Genomic DNA, 19,371 nt, shown 5'->3' with positions numbered 1-19,371 from the left:
TCAGTGAGGTTCATCCTCAACGCACCGATCGTTGACCCACAGCTGTTGCAAATCGCCGCCGTATAGCTCCGCCATCGGTATCAGCGCCTCGACGATACGACAGCTGTCCAGCGGTGCCATGCCAGAAGGTGCCTGAAAATAACGCATAAAGTGCAGCCAAATACCGTTCATCTTTGTGCTCCTCTGTAGAGTGAACCTGTAGTTAGCCCGAATTCTCTCCCGGATGAAATACGCATTTTGCACAGCCTTTGCCGCTTCCCGGCAATAGCGCGTAATCCCGTTTAGCGACTGATTTAAGCCGGATATGTTGTTTTACAGCCGCTGTTCCCGCCGCCAATAATTGCCAGCATCTGAACCTGTCAAGGAGATGTGATGGCTTACCGATTAAGCTTGCTGGATAAAAGCCCGCTGGATGAGGGCGAAGACGCGGCGGCGGCGCTGGCACGTACACTAACGCTGGCGCAACGGGCGGAGGAGCAGGGTTATTACCGTTTCTGGCTGGCTGAACATCATAACAGCCCGGCGCTGGCCAGCCCGTCACCGGAGGTGTTGATTGCCTGGATTCTGGCGCATACCCGCCGCATCCGCGTCGGCTCCGGCGGCGTCATGTTGCAGCACTACAGCCCCTATAAAGTGGCCGAAAACTTTAATCTGCTGGCCTCGCTGGCACCCGGCCGTGTTGATCTGGGCGTTGGCAAAGCGCCGGGCGGCCTGCCGCTGTCGACAAAGGCGTTGCAGGCAGGCATGCACGCGGAGGAAAAAGGCGATTTTGCCAGCCAGCTGGCGGCGCTGGACGGCTGGCTTAACCCCACGCCATCGACTGAACAGAGTGAAGATCGGCTACTGGCAACCCCGCTTCCCCCGCATCCCGCCAGCCGTTTTCTGCTCGGTGCCAGTGAAGCGAGCGCTCGCCTGGCAGCAGATCTGGGCTGGCAGTTCGTGTTTGCCGCGCATCTTAACGGCGATAAGCAGGAGCTGGAACGCGCATTAACCACATACCGGACGCGCAGCGGCGGCCAGAGTGCGCTGCTGGCCGTACAGGTCGTTGCCGCTGATACGGCGGCACAGGCGGCGCTGCTGGCGGCTGATTTGCAGCACTACCGCGTGCACACCGATCGTGATCAGAGCGTTACCGTTGGTAGCATCGCACAGGCAGAAGCTTATATCCGCCAGTCGGGTGCAACCGAGTATCGCATTGAACCGCGCACGCTTACCGTGCTGAAAGGCACTGCCGCACAGGTACACGACCAGCTGGAGCAGCTTCACCAACGCTTTGGCGTGGAGGAATTCATCATAGATACGCCAATCGGCAGCGGCACGTCACGTCTTAAATCCTTGCAGTTACTGGCCAACCATCTGCGCGTCGCCGCGTAAGGAGTCCGTCATTATGAGTCATTCCCTTGCACAGCAGCTGATTGCCTGGCGTCGTGAACTGCATCAGTTTCCCGAGCTGTCCCACGAGGAATTTGCCACCACCGCACGCATTAAAAGCTGGCTGAATGAGGCGGGTATCACCCCACTGCCCTGGGATCTCACCACCGGTGTGGTGGCGGAGATCGGACAGGGGGAACCTTTAATCGCTCTGCGCGCGGATATCGACGCCCTGCCGATTGAGGAAGTTGCCGAGGTGTCGTTCCGCTCGCAGCATCAGGGCGTCATGCATGCCTGCGGCCATGACCTGCATACGTCGGTGATGCTCGGTGCGGCGCAGTTGTTGAAGGCGCGCGAGAAGACCTTGCCAGGCCGCGTGCGCCTGCTGTTTCAGCCGGCGGAGGAGCGCTTTGGCGGGGCGAAAACCCTGATCGATGCGGGCGCACTCCAGGGCGTGAGCGCTATTTTCGGTATGCATAATGCCCCGGAGCTACCCACAGGCATCTTTGCCACACGCGGCGGCCCGTTCTATGCCAACGTCGACCGTTTTGCTATTGAGGTCAACGGCAAAGGCGCGCACGCCGCACGTCCACAGGAAGGCATTGATGCCATTGTTATCGCCAGCCAGATTGTTGGCGCACTACAAACTCTAGTCAGCCGCAGCTACAGTCCGCTGGAAACGGTGGTGGTCAGCGTAACGCGCATTGAAGGCGGCAATACATGGAACGTGCTGCCACAGCAGGTGGTGCTGGAAGGGACGGTGCGCACCTATAACGCACAGATCCGCAGCGAGCTGCCGCAGCGTCTGCGGCAGCTGATTACGGGTATCGCCAATGGCTTTGGCGCACGCGCCGATCTGAGCTGGCATCCCGGCCCACCTGCCCTGATCAACAGCGAACGCTGGGCGGAATTCAGCAAGCAGGTGGCAGCACGCGAGGGCTACGAGGTTCAGCACGCCGAGCTGCAAATGGGCGGCGAGGATTTTGCCTTTTATCTGCATCATGTCCCGGGAGCCTTCGTCAGCATCGGCAGCGCCAGCGAGTTTGGGCTACACCATCCCGGATTTAACCCGGATGAAGACCTGCTCTACCCGGCGGCACACTATTTCAGCCAGCTGGCCGAAGCGGCACTACACGACATCGCCTGAAGGACAGCGCCGCTGCCCTGCTCATTTGCCTGTTAACTCATATCAGCGTAGGTCACTATGAAACACATTGCCATTACTCGCTCTGCTGGCCACCGCATTACCGATCGCAACGATGGCAAACGCAGAAACGGTGAAGATCAACGACACCGGCATCAGCGTAGAGGCCAACAGCGCCCCCGTTCATGCCCCGCTCAACCCACAGGCCGTGGCCCTGCTGCCGAAAAACCTGAGCCTGGCGGTGCCGGGTAAGTTTACCGTTGCCGTTGCCGCCCTTAACTCCCCGCCGCTCACGCTGTTTTCCGATGACAACACAACCCTGCTGGGCAGCGAAGTGGATATTGCCCGGCTGGTGGCAGACAGTCTCGGGCTACAGCTGAATGTGGTGCCGACTTCATGGGAAGACTGGCCGCTTGGCGTCAGTTCCGGTAAATATGACGCGGCGATAACCAACGTCACGGTGACCAAAGCGCGCAAAGAGAAATTTGACTTCGCCACCTATCGCCGTGACTCACTGGGTTTCTACGTTAAATCTGACAGCAAGATCGCCGCGATAACCAAAGCCGAAGATATCGCCGGGCTGCGGATTATTGTCGGTTCCGGCACCAATCAGGAAGCTATCCTGCTGGCGTGGGAGGAACAAAATCAGAAGAAAGGGCTGAAGCCGTTCGTCCCCAACTACGTTAAAGACGATGCTGCGCAAACGCTGGCGCGACAGTCCGGCCGCGCCGATGCCTATTTCGGCCCCAACGTGATTGGTGCATGGAAAGCGGCTCTGACCGGCAAGACCAGACGGGTGGGCACCGTGGACGGCGGCTGGCCAAAAGCGGCCCATATTGCCGTCACGCTGAAGAAAGACAGCGGACTGGTGACGGCGGTTAACGCCGCGCTGAACGGCGTGATCAAAGGTGGCGAATACGACAAAGTGCTGAATCGCTGGGGAGAAGGCATTGAGCGTCTCGATCATTCTGAAATTAACCCGTCCGGGCTGGGCGATTAGCGGAGATTGACATGAGCGAAGAGAATTTCCGCCAGCTGTCTCCGGAAGCGCCAGAGCTGGAACCGATTATTGCCGGGCTGTTTGGGGAATACAGCGCCCGCTATGGCGACTTCTTCGCAAGAGATGCCGAAATTGAGCTGACCGAATGGTATCTGCCACCACAGGGGATGTTTGTGGTGCTGGAACGGCACGGAGAAATTATTGCGATGGGGGCTTACAAGTCATTCGACGCGCAAACCGCCGAGTTGAAACGGATCTGGACGCGCGGCGATCTGCGGCGCCAGGGGTTGGCGCAGAAGGTGCTGGTGGAGCTGGAACAACGGGCGCAACGGGCAGGCTACCGTCACATCTACCTGACCACCGGCTTCCGCCAGCCGGAGGCGGTGCGGCTGTATCTGTCACACGGCTATCAGCCCCAGTTTGATACCACGCGCGATACGGAGGACTACAGCAAGCCGCCGTTCGACGGTCGTTTGCGTTTTACTAAATCGCTGTATCAAACAATGACTACCGGAGCCGCCGATGAAATCCAGTGAAACCTTGCGCGTGGTGCCCGCACGCTACCCGCTGCGGCTGGCCGGTACGGCCATCGCGCTGTTTATTCTGGCCATCGTCGTGCAGTCCGTGGCGTTCAACCCGCGCTGGGAGTGGTCGGTATTTGCCCACTGGTTCTTTGCCCCGGCGATCCTGTCCGGGCTGGGCCAGACCCTGCTGCTGACGCTGACAGCCAGCGTACTGAGCGTGCTGCTGGCGCTGGCCCGACTATCCCCTTCCTGGCTGCTGTCCGGGCTGGCGTTCAGCTATATCTGGCTGTTCCGTTCGCTGCCGCTGATTTTGGTGCTGATTATTCTTTACAACTTCTCTTATCTCTACGATCGGCTGTCACTGGGCGTTCCTTTTACTCCGTTAACCCTGGCGACCTGGAAAACCATCGACGTGCTCGGTCAGTTCAGCACTGCCGTTATCGGGCTGACGCTGGTGCAGGCGGCCTACACCGCCGAGATCGTACGTGGCGGCATCGCCGGGGTCGATCACGGGCAGTTCGAGGCCGCCGCCGCCCTTGGCCTGCCGTCATCGCGCCGCACCCTGCGTATTATCCTGCCACAGGCGCTGCGCGCGATTATTCCTGGTGCTTTTAATGAAATTATCAGCCTGGCGAAAGGCACGGCAATGGTTTACGTGCTGGCGATGCCGGAGCTGTTTTACACCATCCAGATGGTTTACAACCGCACCCAGCAGGTGATCCCGCTGCTGATGGTCGCCGCCGTCTGGTATCTGCTGATCACCACCCTGCTGTCGGTGGTACAGCACTATGTTGAACGCTGGCTGGCACGGGGCACCACGCGTCAATCCGGCAACCGGCAGCCGGCGTCACCACAGCGCGCGGCCATCACCCCCATCAGGAGTTAATCATGTCTGAAGCTATCGTTCTGCATAACGCGCCGGCCGCTGGCCATATTTCGATTTCTGGCGTCAGCAAAAGCTACGGGCGTTTTAACGCGCTGGATAATGTCTCGCTGGAAATCCCCCCCGGATCGGTGACGGTGATCCTCGGCCCGTCCGGTTCAGGGAAATCCACCCTGCTGCGCGCCATTAATCATCTGGAGCGCGTTGACCAGGGCTTTATTCGTATCGACGGTGACTACATTGGTTACCGCCGCAAAGGTGATAAACTCTACGAGCTGAAAGAGAAAGCCATCCTTAAACAGCGCGCCGGCGTAGGATATGTCTTTCAGAACTTCAATCTGTTTCCCCATCTGACGGTGCTGGAAAACATCATTGAAGCGCCGCTGGCACATAAGCGCATGACGCGCACGGCCGCCGAAGCGCATGCTGGGAAGCTACTGGAATCGGTCGGATTAGGTCATAAGGCCCACGCCTGGCCACGGCATCTTTCTGGTGGGCAGCAGCAGCGCGTGGCGATTGCCCGTGCGCTGGCGCTCAACCCTAAGGTTGTCCTGTTTGATGAGCCAACCTCCGCGCTCGACCCGGAGCTGGTCGGGGAAGTGTTGGGCAGCATCAGGCAGCTGGCGCGTTCCGGCACCACGCTGGTGGTGGTGACGCACGAGATAGGTTTCGCCCGCGAGGTGGCCGACCACGTAGTCTTTTTGGTTGAGGGGAAAATCGTTGAGCAGGGCAGCGCCCGCCAGGTATTGAATCATCCGCAGCATCCGCGTACCCGTCATTTTCTCGCCAAAGTCCTGTGAGAAATCGCTATCCGGGGGATAATCCCCCGAAGCCGCATCAGTTCTCTGCCGTATCGGTACGCTGCACCGCATCCAGCGTTGCCTGCTCACGCTCAATGCCGGTCAATTCTGTCAGAACTCCGGCTCGCATCTCCAGCAGGCGGTCGGCATGCAGAAAATAGTGGTCGTCGTGGCTAATGGCAAACACCGTTATACCCATCTCGCGCAACCACGGCAGCAGCTCGCGGTAGAAGATACGCCGAAAATGCGGGTCCTGATCCGCAGCCCACTCATCCAGCAGAAGAATATCGCGCTGCCCGGCGATAGCCAGCAGCAACGCCAGCCGTTTGGTCTGACCTTTTGATAAATTGAGGTTCAGGACGCGATTGCCCTCCAGCGTAATTTTGTCCTGCATTTGCAGGCGCGCCAGCCAGCTCTGCACCAAAGCCGGATCGGCAGGCTGCCCGCGATCGTCTATAATGCGGTCAAACAGATGCACCTCGGTGAAAACCGCCGAGAACAGCCGACGATAGCTATCGATTGCAGAAGGATGCACCACCTGGCCATCAAGCAGGATTTCGCCAGAAACCGGCTGATAAAGCCCGGTAAGCAGCATTGCCAGCGTTGACTTACCGCTGCCGTTGCCGCCAATCAGAAATACCAGCTCGCCGCGTTTCAGCGTCATGTTAACCGGCCCGACCTTAAAACCCTGGTCACCGTAGTGGAACGACAGATTGCGCAGCTCCAGCGTTTGCCAGTTTCTTGCCGCCGCCGGCTGTGGGAAATCAGCTTGATATTCTGCCAGCTTAAACGTACTGAGTTTGTTAAACGCCACCTGAGCGCTCAACAAGGTTGGCAATGCCCCTACCGCCGACAGCATCGGGGTACGCAAAAACAGCAGGGTCAGGGAGTAAGTGGACGCGACGGCGGTATCCGCCCAGCCGAGACCGTTTGCCAGCCAGAAAGCCAGCCCGATGGCTCCCAGCATCATGATGTTCGACCAGTTTACCGCGCTGAGGTGGAAGGTGTCGGCGCGCACGATGTGATGGCGGTAAGTTTTCGCATCTTCGCCGTACACGTTGTCGAAGATCTGCTGCGCACGCTGGCGATTCAGCGCCAGCTCTTTGCGCCCTTCAATGATGGTCTGAAAATCAGCGTAAAGGCGATCTTCAGTATCACGCAGCGTAGCCATATGCCGGTAGACGCGCGCCACCAGCAGCCAGCCAGCCACCGATAAGGGTGACAGTCACCCATGTGGCGGTCACCATCAGCATTTTCGGAGAAAGCCAGCCGAGATAAGCCGCCGACGCCACGGTCAGGATAATCCCCTGAATAAGCTCGGGCAGACGCACAAAGGCATAAGTGATGTTGCGCACGTCGCCGGTCAGCGCCGCCAGCAGGCTGGCGCTGCCAATCTGCTCAATGCGCTCGATCTGGGTATCAAGGATGCGTTTGATAAACTCACCCCGCAGGCGATAGACAAAATGATGTCCAAGCAGGGTGAGCGCCAGCTGAGATGCCAGCGTGACCGCCAGCAGCAGCAGCAGCAAGCCGAGAAACTGCGGCAGCACTGTTAGTGAAGAGTTCAGGGTAACGATCAGTTCGCGATTGATAAAGGCAATCAGGCCAATGCCCAGCGCGGCACTAAGCAGGCTGAGCACGATGACCAGAATAAACGGCCAGCGATACTGTTTATAGACGATGTGAAGCAGCTCCATCAGGACATCCCGGCAGGTAGAAAGCAGCCCGCAGTGTAATCACAACGCCCATCAGATCAATAACAATTCTCATCCGTGTTCCATGCAGCCCGTATTTCAGCGCGCCCGGCGGAAGGTCAGGTTAAAACGAAATGCCCCGGTCAGGGGGTGAATGCCGGCTTTAAGCGGCAGAATGCCGTGATAGCGCAAACGCGATGGCCCGCCCCACACCACCACATCGCCGTGTTCCAACAGCACGCGCTGGCTGGCGTCACCCCGTTCAAACCCGCCGAATAAAAATACCGCTGGCAGCCCGAGCGATACCGAGACAATCGGCTGACGCAGATCGCGCTCGTCTTTATCCTGATGCAGGGTCATCTTCGCTCCTGGCTCATAGCGGTTTATCAGGCAGGCGTCGGGATTAAATCCACTGAACCCCGCCTCACGCGCGCACTCCTGAGCCAGCTGGCGAAACTGCGGCGGCATCGCCGGCCAGCGCTGCCCGTTGGCCTCATCCTGGGCGCTGTATTGGTAACCGCGTGAGTCGGTGGACCAGCCCAAATCGCCGCAGTTGGTCATCGCCACCGACATACGATGTCCACCCGGCGTGATACGGTAGTGAAAAGGATTGTGGGCGGCAATATGTTCGATCTGCGCCATCAGCTGCCCCGTCATATCACGGGCGCGGCGGCGCAGGATCAGCGCGCCCTCTGCCAGCGGTTCCTGCCAGGGTTCGTCTTCCGCGAACAGATCGAGCATATTGATTCCTTAACCATTCTTACGGGGAAGAGGGCTGAATAAAGGCCGCAAACTGAGGCGACATCCAGCCGGTAAATGTATCACCCTGCTTGAAAATCAGATAGACCGCCAGTTTATTACGCAGCGCCAGCGCTTTAGCCTGCTTCGGGCCTGATACCATCAGCCCGGTATCCCAGCCATCGGCTTCCAGCGCGGTGGTGGCAATCACCGTAGCAGAGACCAGCCTGTGCTGAATCGGCCGCCCGGTTGCCGGGTCAATAACGTGAGAAATACGTTTGCCGTCCAGTTCATAGTAATTGCGGTAGCTGCCGGAGGTGCTGATACCGTGACCCTGTAAATCAACGATCGCCTGCACCGCATTTTCGCGATCGGTCGGTTTCTGGATCGCCACCTGCCAGGCATTGCCCTGAGCATTTTTACCCCGCGTCAGTACTGCGCCACCGACTGAGACAAGATAGTTATTGATTCCCTCCTGTTCCATCAGCCGTGCAAGATGGTCGGTGGCAAACCCTTCGCCAACGGTGGAGAGATCCACGTACAGCTCCGGCAAGTCCTTCTGCAGATATGACTGGTCAGCACGATTGATAACGTGTAAATGGGACAGGCCAGTCAGCTTCCGGGCGCCATCAATCTGCTGGTGCGTCGGGGTCTTCAGCGGCTGTTTATCCGGTCCAAATCCCCACAGATTCACCAGCGGCCCGATGGTAATATCCATCGTGCCAGCGGTCTGCTGGCCGATACGTAACGCCTGGGTGACAATATCGGCCATCTCCGCGCTGACCGGCTGCGGTTCACTGCCGCGATATTGATTGAAACGTGACAGAACCGAGTCACTTTTCCAGGTGGACAACTGGCGATCGTCGTTGTCAAGACGCTGCTGTATGGCATTTTGCAACGCGTTTTGCCGCGACCGATCCACTCCCGCGAGGCTTACCCGCCAAATTGTTCCCATTGTGTGACCTTGCAACACCATTCCTTCAGGTGCTGGTGAAAGCTGAGAGTCGTTACAGGACGCCAGCAGGTAAACCACGATAAAGCCTGTGAAACACCGCCAAAAATTGTTCATTTGTTATCTGCAACCTTAATCAAAAGCTGGTACCTGTCGCGCAAGTTCGCCGAAAAAAGGGTATTCCCCCCCCTTTTATCTCACCTTAGTTGCACATCACAATAGTCTCAGACCGAGTGCAAACCGCGCCGTTAACCCCATCTTAACTGGAGAGCCAAAAAGATTGGCTACCTACTGCCAGTGATAGCAGCTGCCGTAATTATCTTTGCGGGCTATAAGCATTACAAGCAGACCCGCATGAATCGCCTGCATGGCTTCTGTCAACATTAGCAACGGGTCAGCTGGCCCGTATTCGTCCTGTGGGCACCACTTCGGCGCAGACTGCACCTGATTGACGCAGACATTGTGCCACCAGCAACCTGATCCCCCCCTTTATCACTCTTTTGCAGCTGGCACGTTTAGTGCTTCTCTCCTGCTGACGTTAAATAAACCGAGGAGCAGGATATGCGCAATAAAAATAAGCTGAAAGATAACCTGAAGCGGCAGCGGCTGCTCCGGTTCTTATCCTTCACTCTGGGTGGCGTTGGCCTGGAAGGCAGCTATCTGCAAGCCGCAGAGGATCAACTTGTGAAAAAACCTGCGGGCGATATGCTGGCATGATCCAGGCCAATTTCGGCATGGTACGATTGATCATCGCTCACCAGTGAATTGGTGATGCTTGTTTGTGGCGCGCAATGGTGGGCGGTGTGGTTATGCCATCCAGTACAGACTAAAGAAAGGTTTTAATACCAGACAAAAACGCCCGTTGCATTGTATGCATCGGGCGTTTTTTTAAGATCAGCAGTCGCCGGAAGACCGGCTCAGATCAGAACTGATACACCAGCCCCACTGCCATCACATTGTCAGTATTGATACCGGCCGCTTTAGTAAAGTCATTTTCATCCAGCAGGTTGATCTGATAATCAACATAAGTAGACATGTTTTTGTTGAAGTAGTAAGTCGCACCGACATCGATGTACTGCTTCAGGTTTTGAGTTCCCCAGTTCTGAATATCGCTACCGCGCGACGTCACGTAGGAAAGCGAAGGACGCAGGCCAAAGTCGAACTGGTACTGCGCCACCAGCTCCCAGTTCTGCGCTTTATCCGCAAAACCGTACGCGGCCGGGTTATTGCTGCTGCCGAAACGCGTGGCGTTAAAGGATTTGGTGTACAAGGCTGCCAGGTAGATGCTATTGGCATCGTACTTCAGACCAGCGGAGTAGGCTTCTGCTTTATCACCATTACCCAATAGCGCAACCCGGTTCTGGGTATCAGTTCGATCGGCAGAAAACATCGCAGCACCCGCGCTAAAACCGGGAGCCAAATCGTAAGTGGCAGAAAGACCATAGCCGTCGCCATTTTGCGCAACTGCACTGCGGTTACCGGCCACTTCGACGTTGCTATCGTTCTTGCCCTGATACTGAATGGCAAAATTCAGACCATCAACCAGTCCAAAGAAATTGTTGTTACGATAGGTCGCCATGCCGCTGCCGCGCTGGAACATGAAGTTATCCGCACCGTAGGCATCCCCACCGAATTCCGGCAGTACGTCGGTCCAGGCTCCGACGTCGTACAGCACGCCATAGTTGCGGCCATAATCAAAGGAACCCACATCACCGAACTTCAAACCGGCGAAGCCAAAGCGGGTGAAGCTGTTAGCGGTACCCTCTGCTTCAGTGGTGTTCAATGCCGCCTGATACTCCCACTGGCCGTAGCCGGTCAGGAGATCGGAAATCTGCGTTTCGCCTTTAAAGCCAAGACGCATATACGACTTGTCACCATCTGAAGAAGAGTTGTCGGAAAAATAGTGCAGTCCTGCAGCTTTGCCAGACAGGTCAAGCTTGTTTCCATCTTTGTTATAAATTTCAGCCGCACCTGCTGAACCAGCAACCAGTAGTGCCGGAACCAGCAGGGAAAGAACGCGAAGTTTCATTTTACTACCTCTGTATTATTCGTTTTATAATGCCACTGCGTGCTAAACATCAATATTAAGCACTTAGTGCCATATTAAGGGACAAAGGGTAATAATCCATCAGGAAAATGCTACTAAATTTCCAAAAGTGTTTCATACAGTCAGGAAGTCATTGCGACATGTGTAAATATAAGAACCCTCTGATCTAAACAGATAACGGTAATAATGGCACGCAAAGCCAATAAAAAACAAAACAGATTCAATTCATGAACTTAGGTTCAATATCTATGATAGGCACTGAATGATAAAAATTTCCTGATACGAAAAAGTATTATTTCCGCGCTATCATCATTTTTTATTTCATAATTACCTTCACTTGCCGAAATGAACTGTATGACTTCATATTCCCGCCAGGCTTAATGCCTGGCGTTTTTTTACACGCTTAATGTTATCCTGCAAAAATTATACCATGACTTAGTCAGATCTTTCGCGTTAACACCTGCTCAATATTCAGACAAAAAATATACCCTATTATTAGAAAAACGCATCACTGCAGCGGCTATTTTTAAGCCTAATTAACTCTTACCTGCTTCCGCTTCTATATGAAGACGAAAAAAAGATCGGGCTGAACTTATGCATTGGCGTATTAAAAGCTTTACAGGGTTAATGCCGCGCAGCGGGATAAACGCCACCGCCAGAGAAGGGCCATGCACAGTGATGACGTTGGCTCGCTCTAAAACATGCACCCAGTTTCCCGGGAGTTTATGCCCACTTAATACAAGTTAAGCACTCACAGGCGTTTAAGTGGTGCCGGATGCGCATCAGGAGAGTGTAGCCGCGTTGCTTCAGCCGGAAGGCCATGTTTAATCCTGCCCGCAATCATCGTAGGTTAAAGGCGCAAGGATCAAGCACTTTTCCCTTTTTGCTCACATGCCTGGGTCAGTTTCCATAAGGTAATGTCATCCAGACAGCGATAAACAAAGTGCCTTTAAAGGAATATTCCGATAAACAAGAAGAATTATTTGGGGTATTAAGCTACCACAACTCACAGGGTTGAACTAATGCCTCTTCAACTAAGGGATTTTCTTTTTAACTGGTCGTACTTGTGATAGAAGTTGGCACTGATTACATGACACGCAAATGGATAAATGTATAAAATGGACGTACCGTTTTTTGTGAGTGGATCACTGGTGACCGAACATGCGCCACGCGCAGTATTGTTATTTGCTGACATCGGCAAGCTACCAGGCGATTGTGTCTGTAACCGCGCTATTGCCAACGGCCGTGTCAGGCTGCTGCTATTTCTGTCAGCCACCCTGTCTGCTGCCTGTCGACGGGTTCACGCCCTGATGATTTTTGGTGCAGATAACGCGCTGCCAGCCTTGCCCGATGCGGTGGTGAAGCGCCATGAAATGCCGTCAAATCTCACCATTTCGATCATTACAATCATAGTATACGGGTATTCTGACTGGCCCCATTTTGGTCGGATTTATCTTTTTTTTTGCCCGCCGCACTTTGCCGTTCAGCACCACGGCAAGGCTGCTTTTAGTTGGGGCGGCCAACGCCCGACTATTGACAAGGTAATTGGGGTTTTACAGCATGTTGCCATATAAATTTCCGCTAACTTCCGGCAATGTAACACGCTTTTTTGTGGTGTTTATCCTGCTGCAGCTGCTGGCCACCGGATTTATGATCCATAATGCGGTCAACACCTGGTTAACGGAAAAGCGTTATGCTGTAGAAGATATCACTCATGCCATGCAGAAACGCATTGATACCTACCGTTTGGCCGCCTGGCAGATATACGAAAATCTGGCGGCCAACGCTGTGGGTACGGCGATGAACAGCAATTTGCAGGAAACTCCTCTGCACCCGGATGTTTATTATGTGGAAAAAACCCGGCGCAAAACAGAAGCCCTGATTTTTGGCCCGCATGAAACTACCGCGCTGGATATGACGCAGCGCATGTCCGGTTACCTTGATACGCTTTGGGGGGCGGAAAACAGCACCTGGTCAATGTATTTTCTCAATGGCCAGGATAACAGCCTGATCCTCATTTCCACTCTCCCGCTGAAAGATATGGCAACACGCGACAAAGATAATGCCATTAGCAATATCGTTGAGGCCCGACGAGCGGAAATGCTCCAGATGGCCAACGCGCTGGATGAGCGCGAGAGCTTTTCACCATTACGTCGCTTTTCCTGGCAGAACGATCACTATTTTACCGTGCGCACCACCTTCAATCAGCCAGGCCATCTGGCTACGGTGGTCGCTTTTGATCTGCCGGTAAATGACATTATTCAGCGCAATTTGCCGCTGGATAATTTCCAGTTGAAGCAGGATGCTGCCCCGCTTCCTGAAGACGGAGATAATCTGGGGGCCAGCACGCATATCAGTTGGATGAATCCGAATATTGGCATTACTGCCGCCCTGCCCGGTACTCCACTTCAGCTTATTTACCGCGTCCCGATCACCCGCCTGGTGGCAGATACCCTGCATAACTTGCTTTGGCCGCTACTGGCTAATCTGAGCCTATTATTACTGTCGCTGTCGGGTTTGTTCCTGCTGCGCCAGCAGTCTTTGCGCCCGAGTGAAAACCTGAGCACAGAGCTTGAAGCTGCACGTCTGCTCAATGAAGAAATAGTCGGCAGGCTACCCCTCGGGCTAATGGTGTATGATTTTGTCAATAACCGTACCCTCATCAGTAATAAAATTGCCGACCATCTGTTGCCTCATCTTAACCTGCAAAAAATTATCAATATGTCCGATCAACATCAGGGCGTTTTGCAGGCTACGGTCAATAACGAGGTCTACGAAATCCGCCATGCGCGCAGCGAGCTGTCACCGCATACCCAGCTGTTTATGATGCGCGACCAGGACCGGGAATTACTGGTCAATAAAAAGCTGCAAAAAGCCCAGCAGGTATTAGATAAAAATCACCAGTCGCGCCAGCAATTGCTACAGCATCTGGGCCAGGCTTTGCAGCGACCGCTACATGCTGTGATTGCCAATTTACAGCTGCTCGGCCACGAGCAAGAATCTGAGCAGCTGGACGCTTCTCTGGAAGCCTCTCAGGCCCTGAGCCGTCTGGTTGACGATATCGTTTTGCTTAACCAGTTGGAGACCTTTGACTGGACGCCGGATGCCAGCAGTTTCAAACTGCAATCCCTGCTGGATGAGCGGGCGGGCGAAATCCTGCCGATGATTCGCCGTAAGGGTTTGTCGCTGACCATTTCCAATCATCTCAACAGCGATGAAACGCGCTTTGGCGATCGCAAAGCCTTAGCAAAAATCCTCTCTACATTGCTGCATTATGCCGTCACCACGACCAACTGGGGGCGGATAAGCGTCACCGTCACCTCTCCAACCGATCGCCTCGACCGGTTACTGATTGAGATTGTAGATACGGGAGCAGGGCTATCCGCTGAAGAAATGGCCAACGCGGAATTTCCATTTCTCGGTGATACTCATCAGGATCGTTACGGTCAGGCGTCGGGAATGGCTTTTTTCCTGTGTAAGCAACTGTGTAAACAGCTGGGGGGGCGCCTGGAGATTGGCGCCCGTCCGGACATTGGCACGCGCTATAGCATCGAAATTCAGGCTCCGCTGGAGCCACAGCAGGATTATGAAGAGAAGCTATTAGACGGGGTTAATGCGCTGATTGATATTACCGTTGAGGACGTACGTAAAATCGTCATACGCCAGTTAGAAAACTGGGGGGCCAGCTGCATCACTCCCGATGAGCGCTTCTCCGGTCAGCTGCACGATGTTCTGATCACCGACGAACCAGAGCATTTAACCCCGTGGTCACTTCTGGTCACGGATGATGAACCCGGTTTTACAGCGTTAACTGGAAACCAGTATCGGGTAAATTTCAATATCAGTAGCGCAATGCAGGATGCGTTGCTGATGCTGATTGAACAACAGCTGGCGCAGGATGAGCTGGCTGATGATGGCGTCGAGCAGCAGGACACTGCTCAACTATTTGCCAGTGGCTACCTGCAGCTTTTTATTGAGACAGTACCAGATGATATCAAGAGACTGTATAATGAAGCTGCAGACAGGGATTACAGTACGCTGGCGCAGACCGCACATCGTCTGAAAGGTGTGTTTGCCATGTTAAATTTATTACCCGGCAAGCAGCTTTGTGAAACTTTAGAGCGTCACATTCAACATTGTGATGAAACTAACATTAAAAATACCACCAGTGAAGTTGACACTTATGTCAAAGATCTCCTGCAGCAAGGTAACCAATAATATGAATAATCTGAATGTCATTATTGCCGACGACCATCCTATTGTTCTGTTCGGCATTCGTAAGTCACTCGAACAAATTGAGTGGGTCAATGTGGTTGGCGAGTTTGAAGATTCTACGGCGTTAATTAACAGCCTGTCCAAGCTCGATGCTAACGTGCTGGTCACCGACCTCTCTATGCCTGGCGAAAAATATGGCGATGGCATCACGCTGATCAAATATATCAAACGCCATTATCCTGACCTGTCGATCATTGTTCTGACCATGAACAACAACCCGGCCATTCTCAGCGCCGTACTGGATCTTGATATCGAAGGCATCGTGCTGAAGCAGGGTGCACCAACTGACCTGCCTAAGGCACTGGCAGCCCTGCAGAAAGGCAAAAAGTATACCCCGGAAAGCGTGGCGAAACTGCTGGAGAAAATCAGCGCGGGTGGTTACGGTGATAAACGCCTGTCACCAAAAGAGAGCGAAGTTCTGCGCCTGTTTGCCGAAGGTTTCCTGGTGACCGAAATTGCCAAAAAGCTTAACCGCAGCATTAAAACCATCAGCAGTCAGAAAAAATCGGCGATGATGAAATTAGGCGTAGATAATGATATTGCTTTGCTAAACTATCTGTCATCGGTGAGCATGATGCCGATTGATAAGTAAGGTGTTGTCCACGCCAAATTTGCCGTAGCGACATTATCGAAAATCGAACTCGCTCTCTGAAAGGGTCATACGCCGTAATAAGGCGGCCCTGATTTCTTGACAACCCGCCGTCTTACGGCGGGTTGACTGTTACCCACCCTGTGCTCCGCCTGTTACTCAACGCTTTCACGGCTCTTTCTGACCCGCCCGGCATAAAATGACAATGCCTGCTGCAATGTTTCCATCGTGACCGGTTTGGACAGACAATTGTCCATTCCTGCTTCGATACAGCGCTGTTTCTCTTCCGCTAATGCATTGGCCGTTACGCCTATCACCGGGAAGGTCTGCCCCAGTTCGCGCAGGCGCTGCGTGAGAAGATAGCCATCCATATTCGGCATATTGACATCGGTCAGTACAATATCAATCTCGTTGCGGCCGATCACGTTGAGTGCATCAATGCCATCCTGAGCGGTTTTCACCCGGTAGCCCAGCGATCCAAGCTGATCGGACAACAGCATGCGGTTGATTGGATGGTCGTCTACCACCAGGATGAGAATATCGTCGTTTCCGACGTTTTCCCCGGCTTTCGTCAGTACCGCCTGTATGCCTTCAGGCACTGCCACCTCGACCCGATAGATGCGCCCTAACAGCAGAGGCAGTTCATTAGGGGTGGTGGTTGCACAGATCCAGCGCCCTGGTACCAGCTCTCTTGGCGCGTCGTTATGACGCCCGTCAAAGCGAATCACCGCACGCACGCTTTGTAGCGGCTGGAACTCATGATCGGTAATAATGATGTCGTCAACCGCCGCCTGACCGGCATAGTCCTGAACCTGCATTCCTTGTTCATGCAATACGCGGCTGAGGAAAGTGGCCAGGGTAGCATGACGCAGCTGAAGCCAGCACTGCTTATCCTGCAGGCCATCACGCGGCTCCAGCGTCACCACCCGGCTGTTATAGAGCGGAATGCGGACGATAAACTGACTCCCCATGCCCGGCTCAGACTCCACCTCAATATCACCATCCATCATGTTCATCAGTTTTTCGCAGATCGCCAATCCCAGCCCGGTGCCCTGAAAATGACGCTGCACGCCGCTGCCGACCTGGAAAAAAGGATCAAACAGGCGCGTAATTTCCTTCGCCGGTATCCCTACCCCGCTGTCGCGTACGCGAAAAGCCAGATAGTCGCCTTTAACATAAGCCTGCAGGATAATACCGCCAGTATGCGTAAATTTGATGGCGTTATTGAGCAGGTTAGAAATGACCTGCTGCAAACGCATCGGGTCACCATCCAGTGCAACCGGCACATCGCTGTCAATAAAGCACCACAGCGTGAGGCGTTTTTTTACTACCATCGCCAGATAATTCGCGGTGATATGAGCTATCACTTCTCGCGGTGAGAATTCCCGTGGTTCAATCTTCAGTTGTTCCGACTCAATTTTAGAGAAATCAAGAATATCGCTGATAATTTTCAGTAGCAGGCTGGAAGAGTTGTTCATCGCCGTCACCAGCGAATCGGCACCCGCTGGCAGCGCTTTGGTTTTTAACAGGTCGAGGTTACCAATGATCCCGTACAGCGGGGTGCGTAATTCGTGGCTGACGGTCGCCAGGAACATGGATTTAGACTGGCTTGCCTGCTCTGCCTCTTGGGCAATCTCGTGCAGAGACTGTTCCATTTTCACGCGTGCGCTGACATCAACCAATACGCAAATTGCTACGTTCTCGTTACGATAGCGTGAATGGACAAAGCTGATTTGCAGGTTGGTATTACTGCCGGTCAGAACATCAACAAAATTGACCTGTTGGCCGCAGATCATTTCGGTCAGGCGCAGTCTGTCCTCCTGTGTCAGCAAAGTCAGATAGTTATGCGCCAGCTCGTTACTAAGAATATTGGTGCCGTCACTGGTGCGCAGAATGCAAATCCCAACCGGCGCCGAAGCCACGATTTTGCGGTTAAATTGCTCCTGTTCTTCCAGGCGGTAAGCATTCTCTTCAGCAGGCAGGAACATTCTCCGCTCAAACATGCGGGCAAAAATAAACATAAGGATAGCGCTGATCAGATTGAGCAGGACGGAATTAACCATCAGCATTTTCAGCCTGTCAATCATTGCGCTGGTCGAGACGGCATAAACCACGCTGAGCGAAGAGGACGGCAGCTTCTTTTTCATTATCAGCTGGCTATAACCCGAAATATAGCCAAACCATGCGGCATCACCGGGCAGGTCATCTGCTGAGAAGCTCACTGCACCCTGCTCTGTAGAAAGGATACGCCTGTTGTTCTGATCGACCAGCATTGCCGTCATCGGCAGGCTGCCGGGCATCATCAGATCTTCTATGCGGATACTCTGCTCAATACCCAGCAGCGCAGTGACCTTACTGGTGAGATAGACCGGCGTGATCATGTAGTAGTAACCCACGCCCGGCTGCACCGTCGGAGCGACCCACGACAGGTTATTTTTGCGCTCTTCTTTAGAGCCATCACGATAGAGGGAAATCCGCTCACGCAACACTTTCATCATTCTGCTACGGTCTGCTGGCGTCGACGCCAGATCGAAGCTTGCCAGGCACTGATCCTCTTCGCCAACAAAAACCACCCTGTTAAGGCGGGTGTAAGAAGCGAAGTTATCTCTCCAATAGTCAAGAAAATAACCGAACGAACTCAGAGTGTTGTACAAAGTATGACGCATCGAATTACATTCAGATGCGGCATACAGCGGGTCGATCTGCGGCTGCAAGAGCGTGCCGGAATGCCGATCGCCGCCCGACTGATTGCCGCTGTTCCCTGAAGCATTCAGGTGGTTGTCAGCAATAAATTTCATCTCTCGCATCACATCCACCGAGTGGCGGACATACCACTGAGCCTGCTGGTAGCTGGCGGTGAAATCATGCCGAACCTGAGATTCTCTTTCCCGTAATAAATTATTAATATAAAAGACCGTCAATAACGCTCCCAGCGTCCACAGCATCAGTGCAAGAATGCGGAACAAATAGCGGGAGATCTTTAACGTTGTGCGGAAAGAGACAGGATATTTCAAGCGAAACCCACTGGCAGCCATAGCGGACAAGAGATAAATAAGTGCCGATACAGTAGCGTCAGGAGGCAAAAAAAGCCAGTTATCCCGGCCATCCCCCGCAGATATTGTCTCCGCTTTCATCTTATTCCCAGGCGTTCGTGCTACTGAGAGGACGTTTTCCGGTTATGCGCCATCACTCGCGGTTAACGTTAGCTTTGCTCTTAAAACCAATCCTTTCCATCACCTCAATCGCCGTCTGCTGACCCCAACTTAGCGTGCGCAAACTACCTTGATGCGCCAATAGGGAATTGCGGCAGAAACCCTCTGCCCCTTGCCTCATGGCACCAACAGGGATATTCGC

14 protein-coding genes and 2 pseudogenes are annotated in these 19,371 nt (G+C 54.0%); 10 read left to right on the top strand and 6 right to left on the bottom strand.

The genetic code is table 11. From position 1 onward, the window contains the following. Positions 1 to 171: a hypothetical protein gene (locus EPYR_RS20735; RefSeq protein ID WP_014538759.1), complete on the bottom strand. Its 171-nt coding sequence runs from the start codon at positions 169 to 171 to the stop codon at positions 1 to 3. A gap of 201 nt (positions 172 to 372) precedes the next feature. Here EPYR_RS20735 and EPYR_RS06625 point away from each other — a divergent pair, with 201 nt between their 5' ends. The 6 genes and pseudogenes from EPYR_RS06625 (at position 373) to EPYR_RS06600 (ending at position 5,722) form a co-directional block, all read left to right on the top strand. Next, positions 373 to 1,374, top strand: coding sequence for an MsnO8 family LLM class oxidoreductase (locus EPYR_RS06625; protein ID WP_012667628.1), 1,002 nt, complete (start codon positions 373 to 375; stop codon positions 1,372 to 1,374). A gap of 13 nt (positions 1,375 to 1,387) precedes the next feature. Then, positions 1,388 to 2,518, top strand: coding sequence for a M20 peptidase aminoacylase family protein (locus EPYR_RS06620; RefSeq protein ID WP_012667627.1), 1,131 nt, complete (start codon positions 1,388 to 1,390; stop codon positions 2,516 to 2,518). A gap of 82 nt (positions 2,519 to 2,600) precedes the next feature. Next, positions 2,601 to 3,515: pseudogene (locus EPYR_RS06615) on the top strand (ABC transporter substrate-binding protein); the annotation flags it as partial. Between the two features lie 11 nt (positions 3,516 to 3,526). After that, on the top strand, positions 3,527 to 4,051 hold the full coding sequence (locus EPYR_RS06610) for a GNAT family N-acetyltransferase (protein WP_012667625.1): 525 nt from the start codon (positions 3,527 to 3,529) through the stop codon (positions 4,049 to 4,051). Next, positions 4,038 to 4,925 carry an amino acid ABC transporter permease gene (locus EPYR_RS06605; protein ID WP_014538758.1) on the top strand — a complete coding sequence of 296 codons (888 nt, stop codon included), beginning with the start codon at positions 4,038 to 4,040 and terminating at the stop codon, positions 4,923 to 4,925. Before EPYR_RS06610 ends, EPYR_RS06605 begins: the two co-directional genes overlap by 14 nt. A 2-nt stretch (positions 4,926 to 4,927) precedes the next feature. Beyond that, complete coding sequence (locus tag EPYR_RS06600) at positions 4,928 to 5,722, top strand: amino acid ABC transporter ATP-binding protein (protein ID WP_012667623.1); 795 nt, start codon at positions 4,928 to 4,930, stop codon at positions 5,720 to 5,722. A gap of 37 nt (positions 5,723 to 5,759) precedes the next feature. Here EPYR_RS06600 and EPYR_RS06595 read toward each other — a convergent pair. From EPYR_RS06595 to apbE, 3 genes and pseudogenes are all read right to left on the bottom strand, one after another. Beyond that, positions 5,760 to 7,419: pseudogene (locus EPYR_RS06595) on the bottom strand (multidrug ABC transporter permease/ATP-binding protein). Positions 7,420 to 7,515: 96 nt separating this feature from the next. Then, a complete protein-coding gene (gene alkB, locus EPYR_RS06590; protein WP_012667622.1) occupies positions 7,516 to 8,157 on the bottom strand; it encodes a DNA oxidative demethylase AlkB in 642 nt (213 codons plus the stop codon). 19 nt (positions 8,158 to 8,176) lie between these two features. Then, positions 8,177 to 9,223 (bottom strand): FAD:protein FMN transferase ApbE, encoded by a 1,047-nt coding sequence (gene apbE, locus EPYR_RS06585; RefSeq protein WP_012667621.1) that lies wholly within the window; start codon positions 9,221 to 9,223, stop codon positions 8,177 to 8,179. A 444-nt stretch (positions 9,224 to 9,667) separates the two neighbouring features. Here apbE and EPYR_RS20730 point away from each other — a divergent pair, with 444 nt between their 5' ends. Next, positions 9,668 to 9,823 (top strand): hypothetical protein, encoded by a 156-nt coding sequence (locus tag EPYR_RS20730; RefSeq protein ID WP_014538754.1) that lies wholly within the window; start codon positions 9,668 to 9,670, stop codon positions 9,821 to 9,823. 205 nt (positions 9,824 to 10,028) lie between these two features. On the opposite strand, the gene ompC is transcribed toward EPYR_RS20730, so the two are convergent. Next, positions 10,029 to 11,135 carry a porin OmpC gene (ompC, locus tag EPYR_RS06580; protein ID WP_012667620.1) on the bottom strand — a complete coding sequence of 369 codons (1,107 nt, stop codon included), beginning with the start codon at positions 11,133 to 11,135 and terminating at the stop codon, positions 10,029 to 10,031. 1,136 nt (positions 11,136 to 12,271) lie between these two features. Here ompC and EPYR_RS06575 point away from each other — a divergent pair. From EPYR_RS06575 to rcsB, 3 genes are read left to right on the top strand one after another with little or no spacing between them, the layout of a single operon-like run. Further along, positions 12,272 to 12,727, top strand: a complete 456-nt coding sequence (locus EPYR_RS06575; protein ID WP_012667619.1) for a hypothetical protein — start codon at positions 12,272 to 12,274, stop codon at positions 12,725 to 12,727. Next, entirely contained in the window at positions 12,714 to 15,371 is a 2,658-nt protein-coding gene (gene rcsD / locus EPYR_RS06570) for a phosphotransferase RcsD (RefSeq protein WP_014538751.1), read from the top strand. Before EPYR_RS06575 ends, rcsD begins: the two co-directional genes overlap by 14 nt. A 1-nt stretch (position 15,372) precedes the next feature. Further along, positions 15,373 to 16,020, top strand: coding sequence for a response regulator transcription factor RcsB (rcsB, locus tag EPYR_RS06565; protein ID WP_012667617.1), 648 nt, complete (start codon positions 15,373 to 15,375; stop codon positions 16,018 to 16,020). A gap of 152 nt (positions 16,021 to 16,172) precedes the next feature. Here the strand turns inward: rcsB and rcsC are convergent, their stop codons facing one another. Next, positions 16,173 to 19,031, bottom strand: coding sequence for a two-component system sensor histidine kinase RcsC (rcsC, locus tag EPYR_RS06560; RefSeq protein ID WP_071819844.1), 2,859 nt, complete (start codon positions 19,029 to 19,031; stop codon positions 16,173 to 16,175). Between the last annotated feature and the right edge of the window lie 340 nt (positions 19,032 to 19,371).

The sequence above is a fragment of the Erwinia pyrifoliae DSM 12163 genome, assembly GCF_000026985.1.
In the GTDB taxonomy this organism is placed as follows: Bacteria; Pseudomonadota; Gammaproteobacteria; order Enterobacterales; family Enterobacteriaceae; genus Erwinia; species Erwinia pyrifoliae.
Note: the sequence above shows the minus strand (reverse complement) of the source record. Positions and strands in the feature narration are given on the sequence as shown.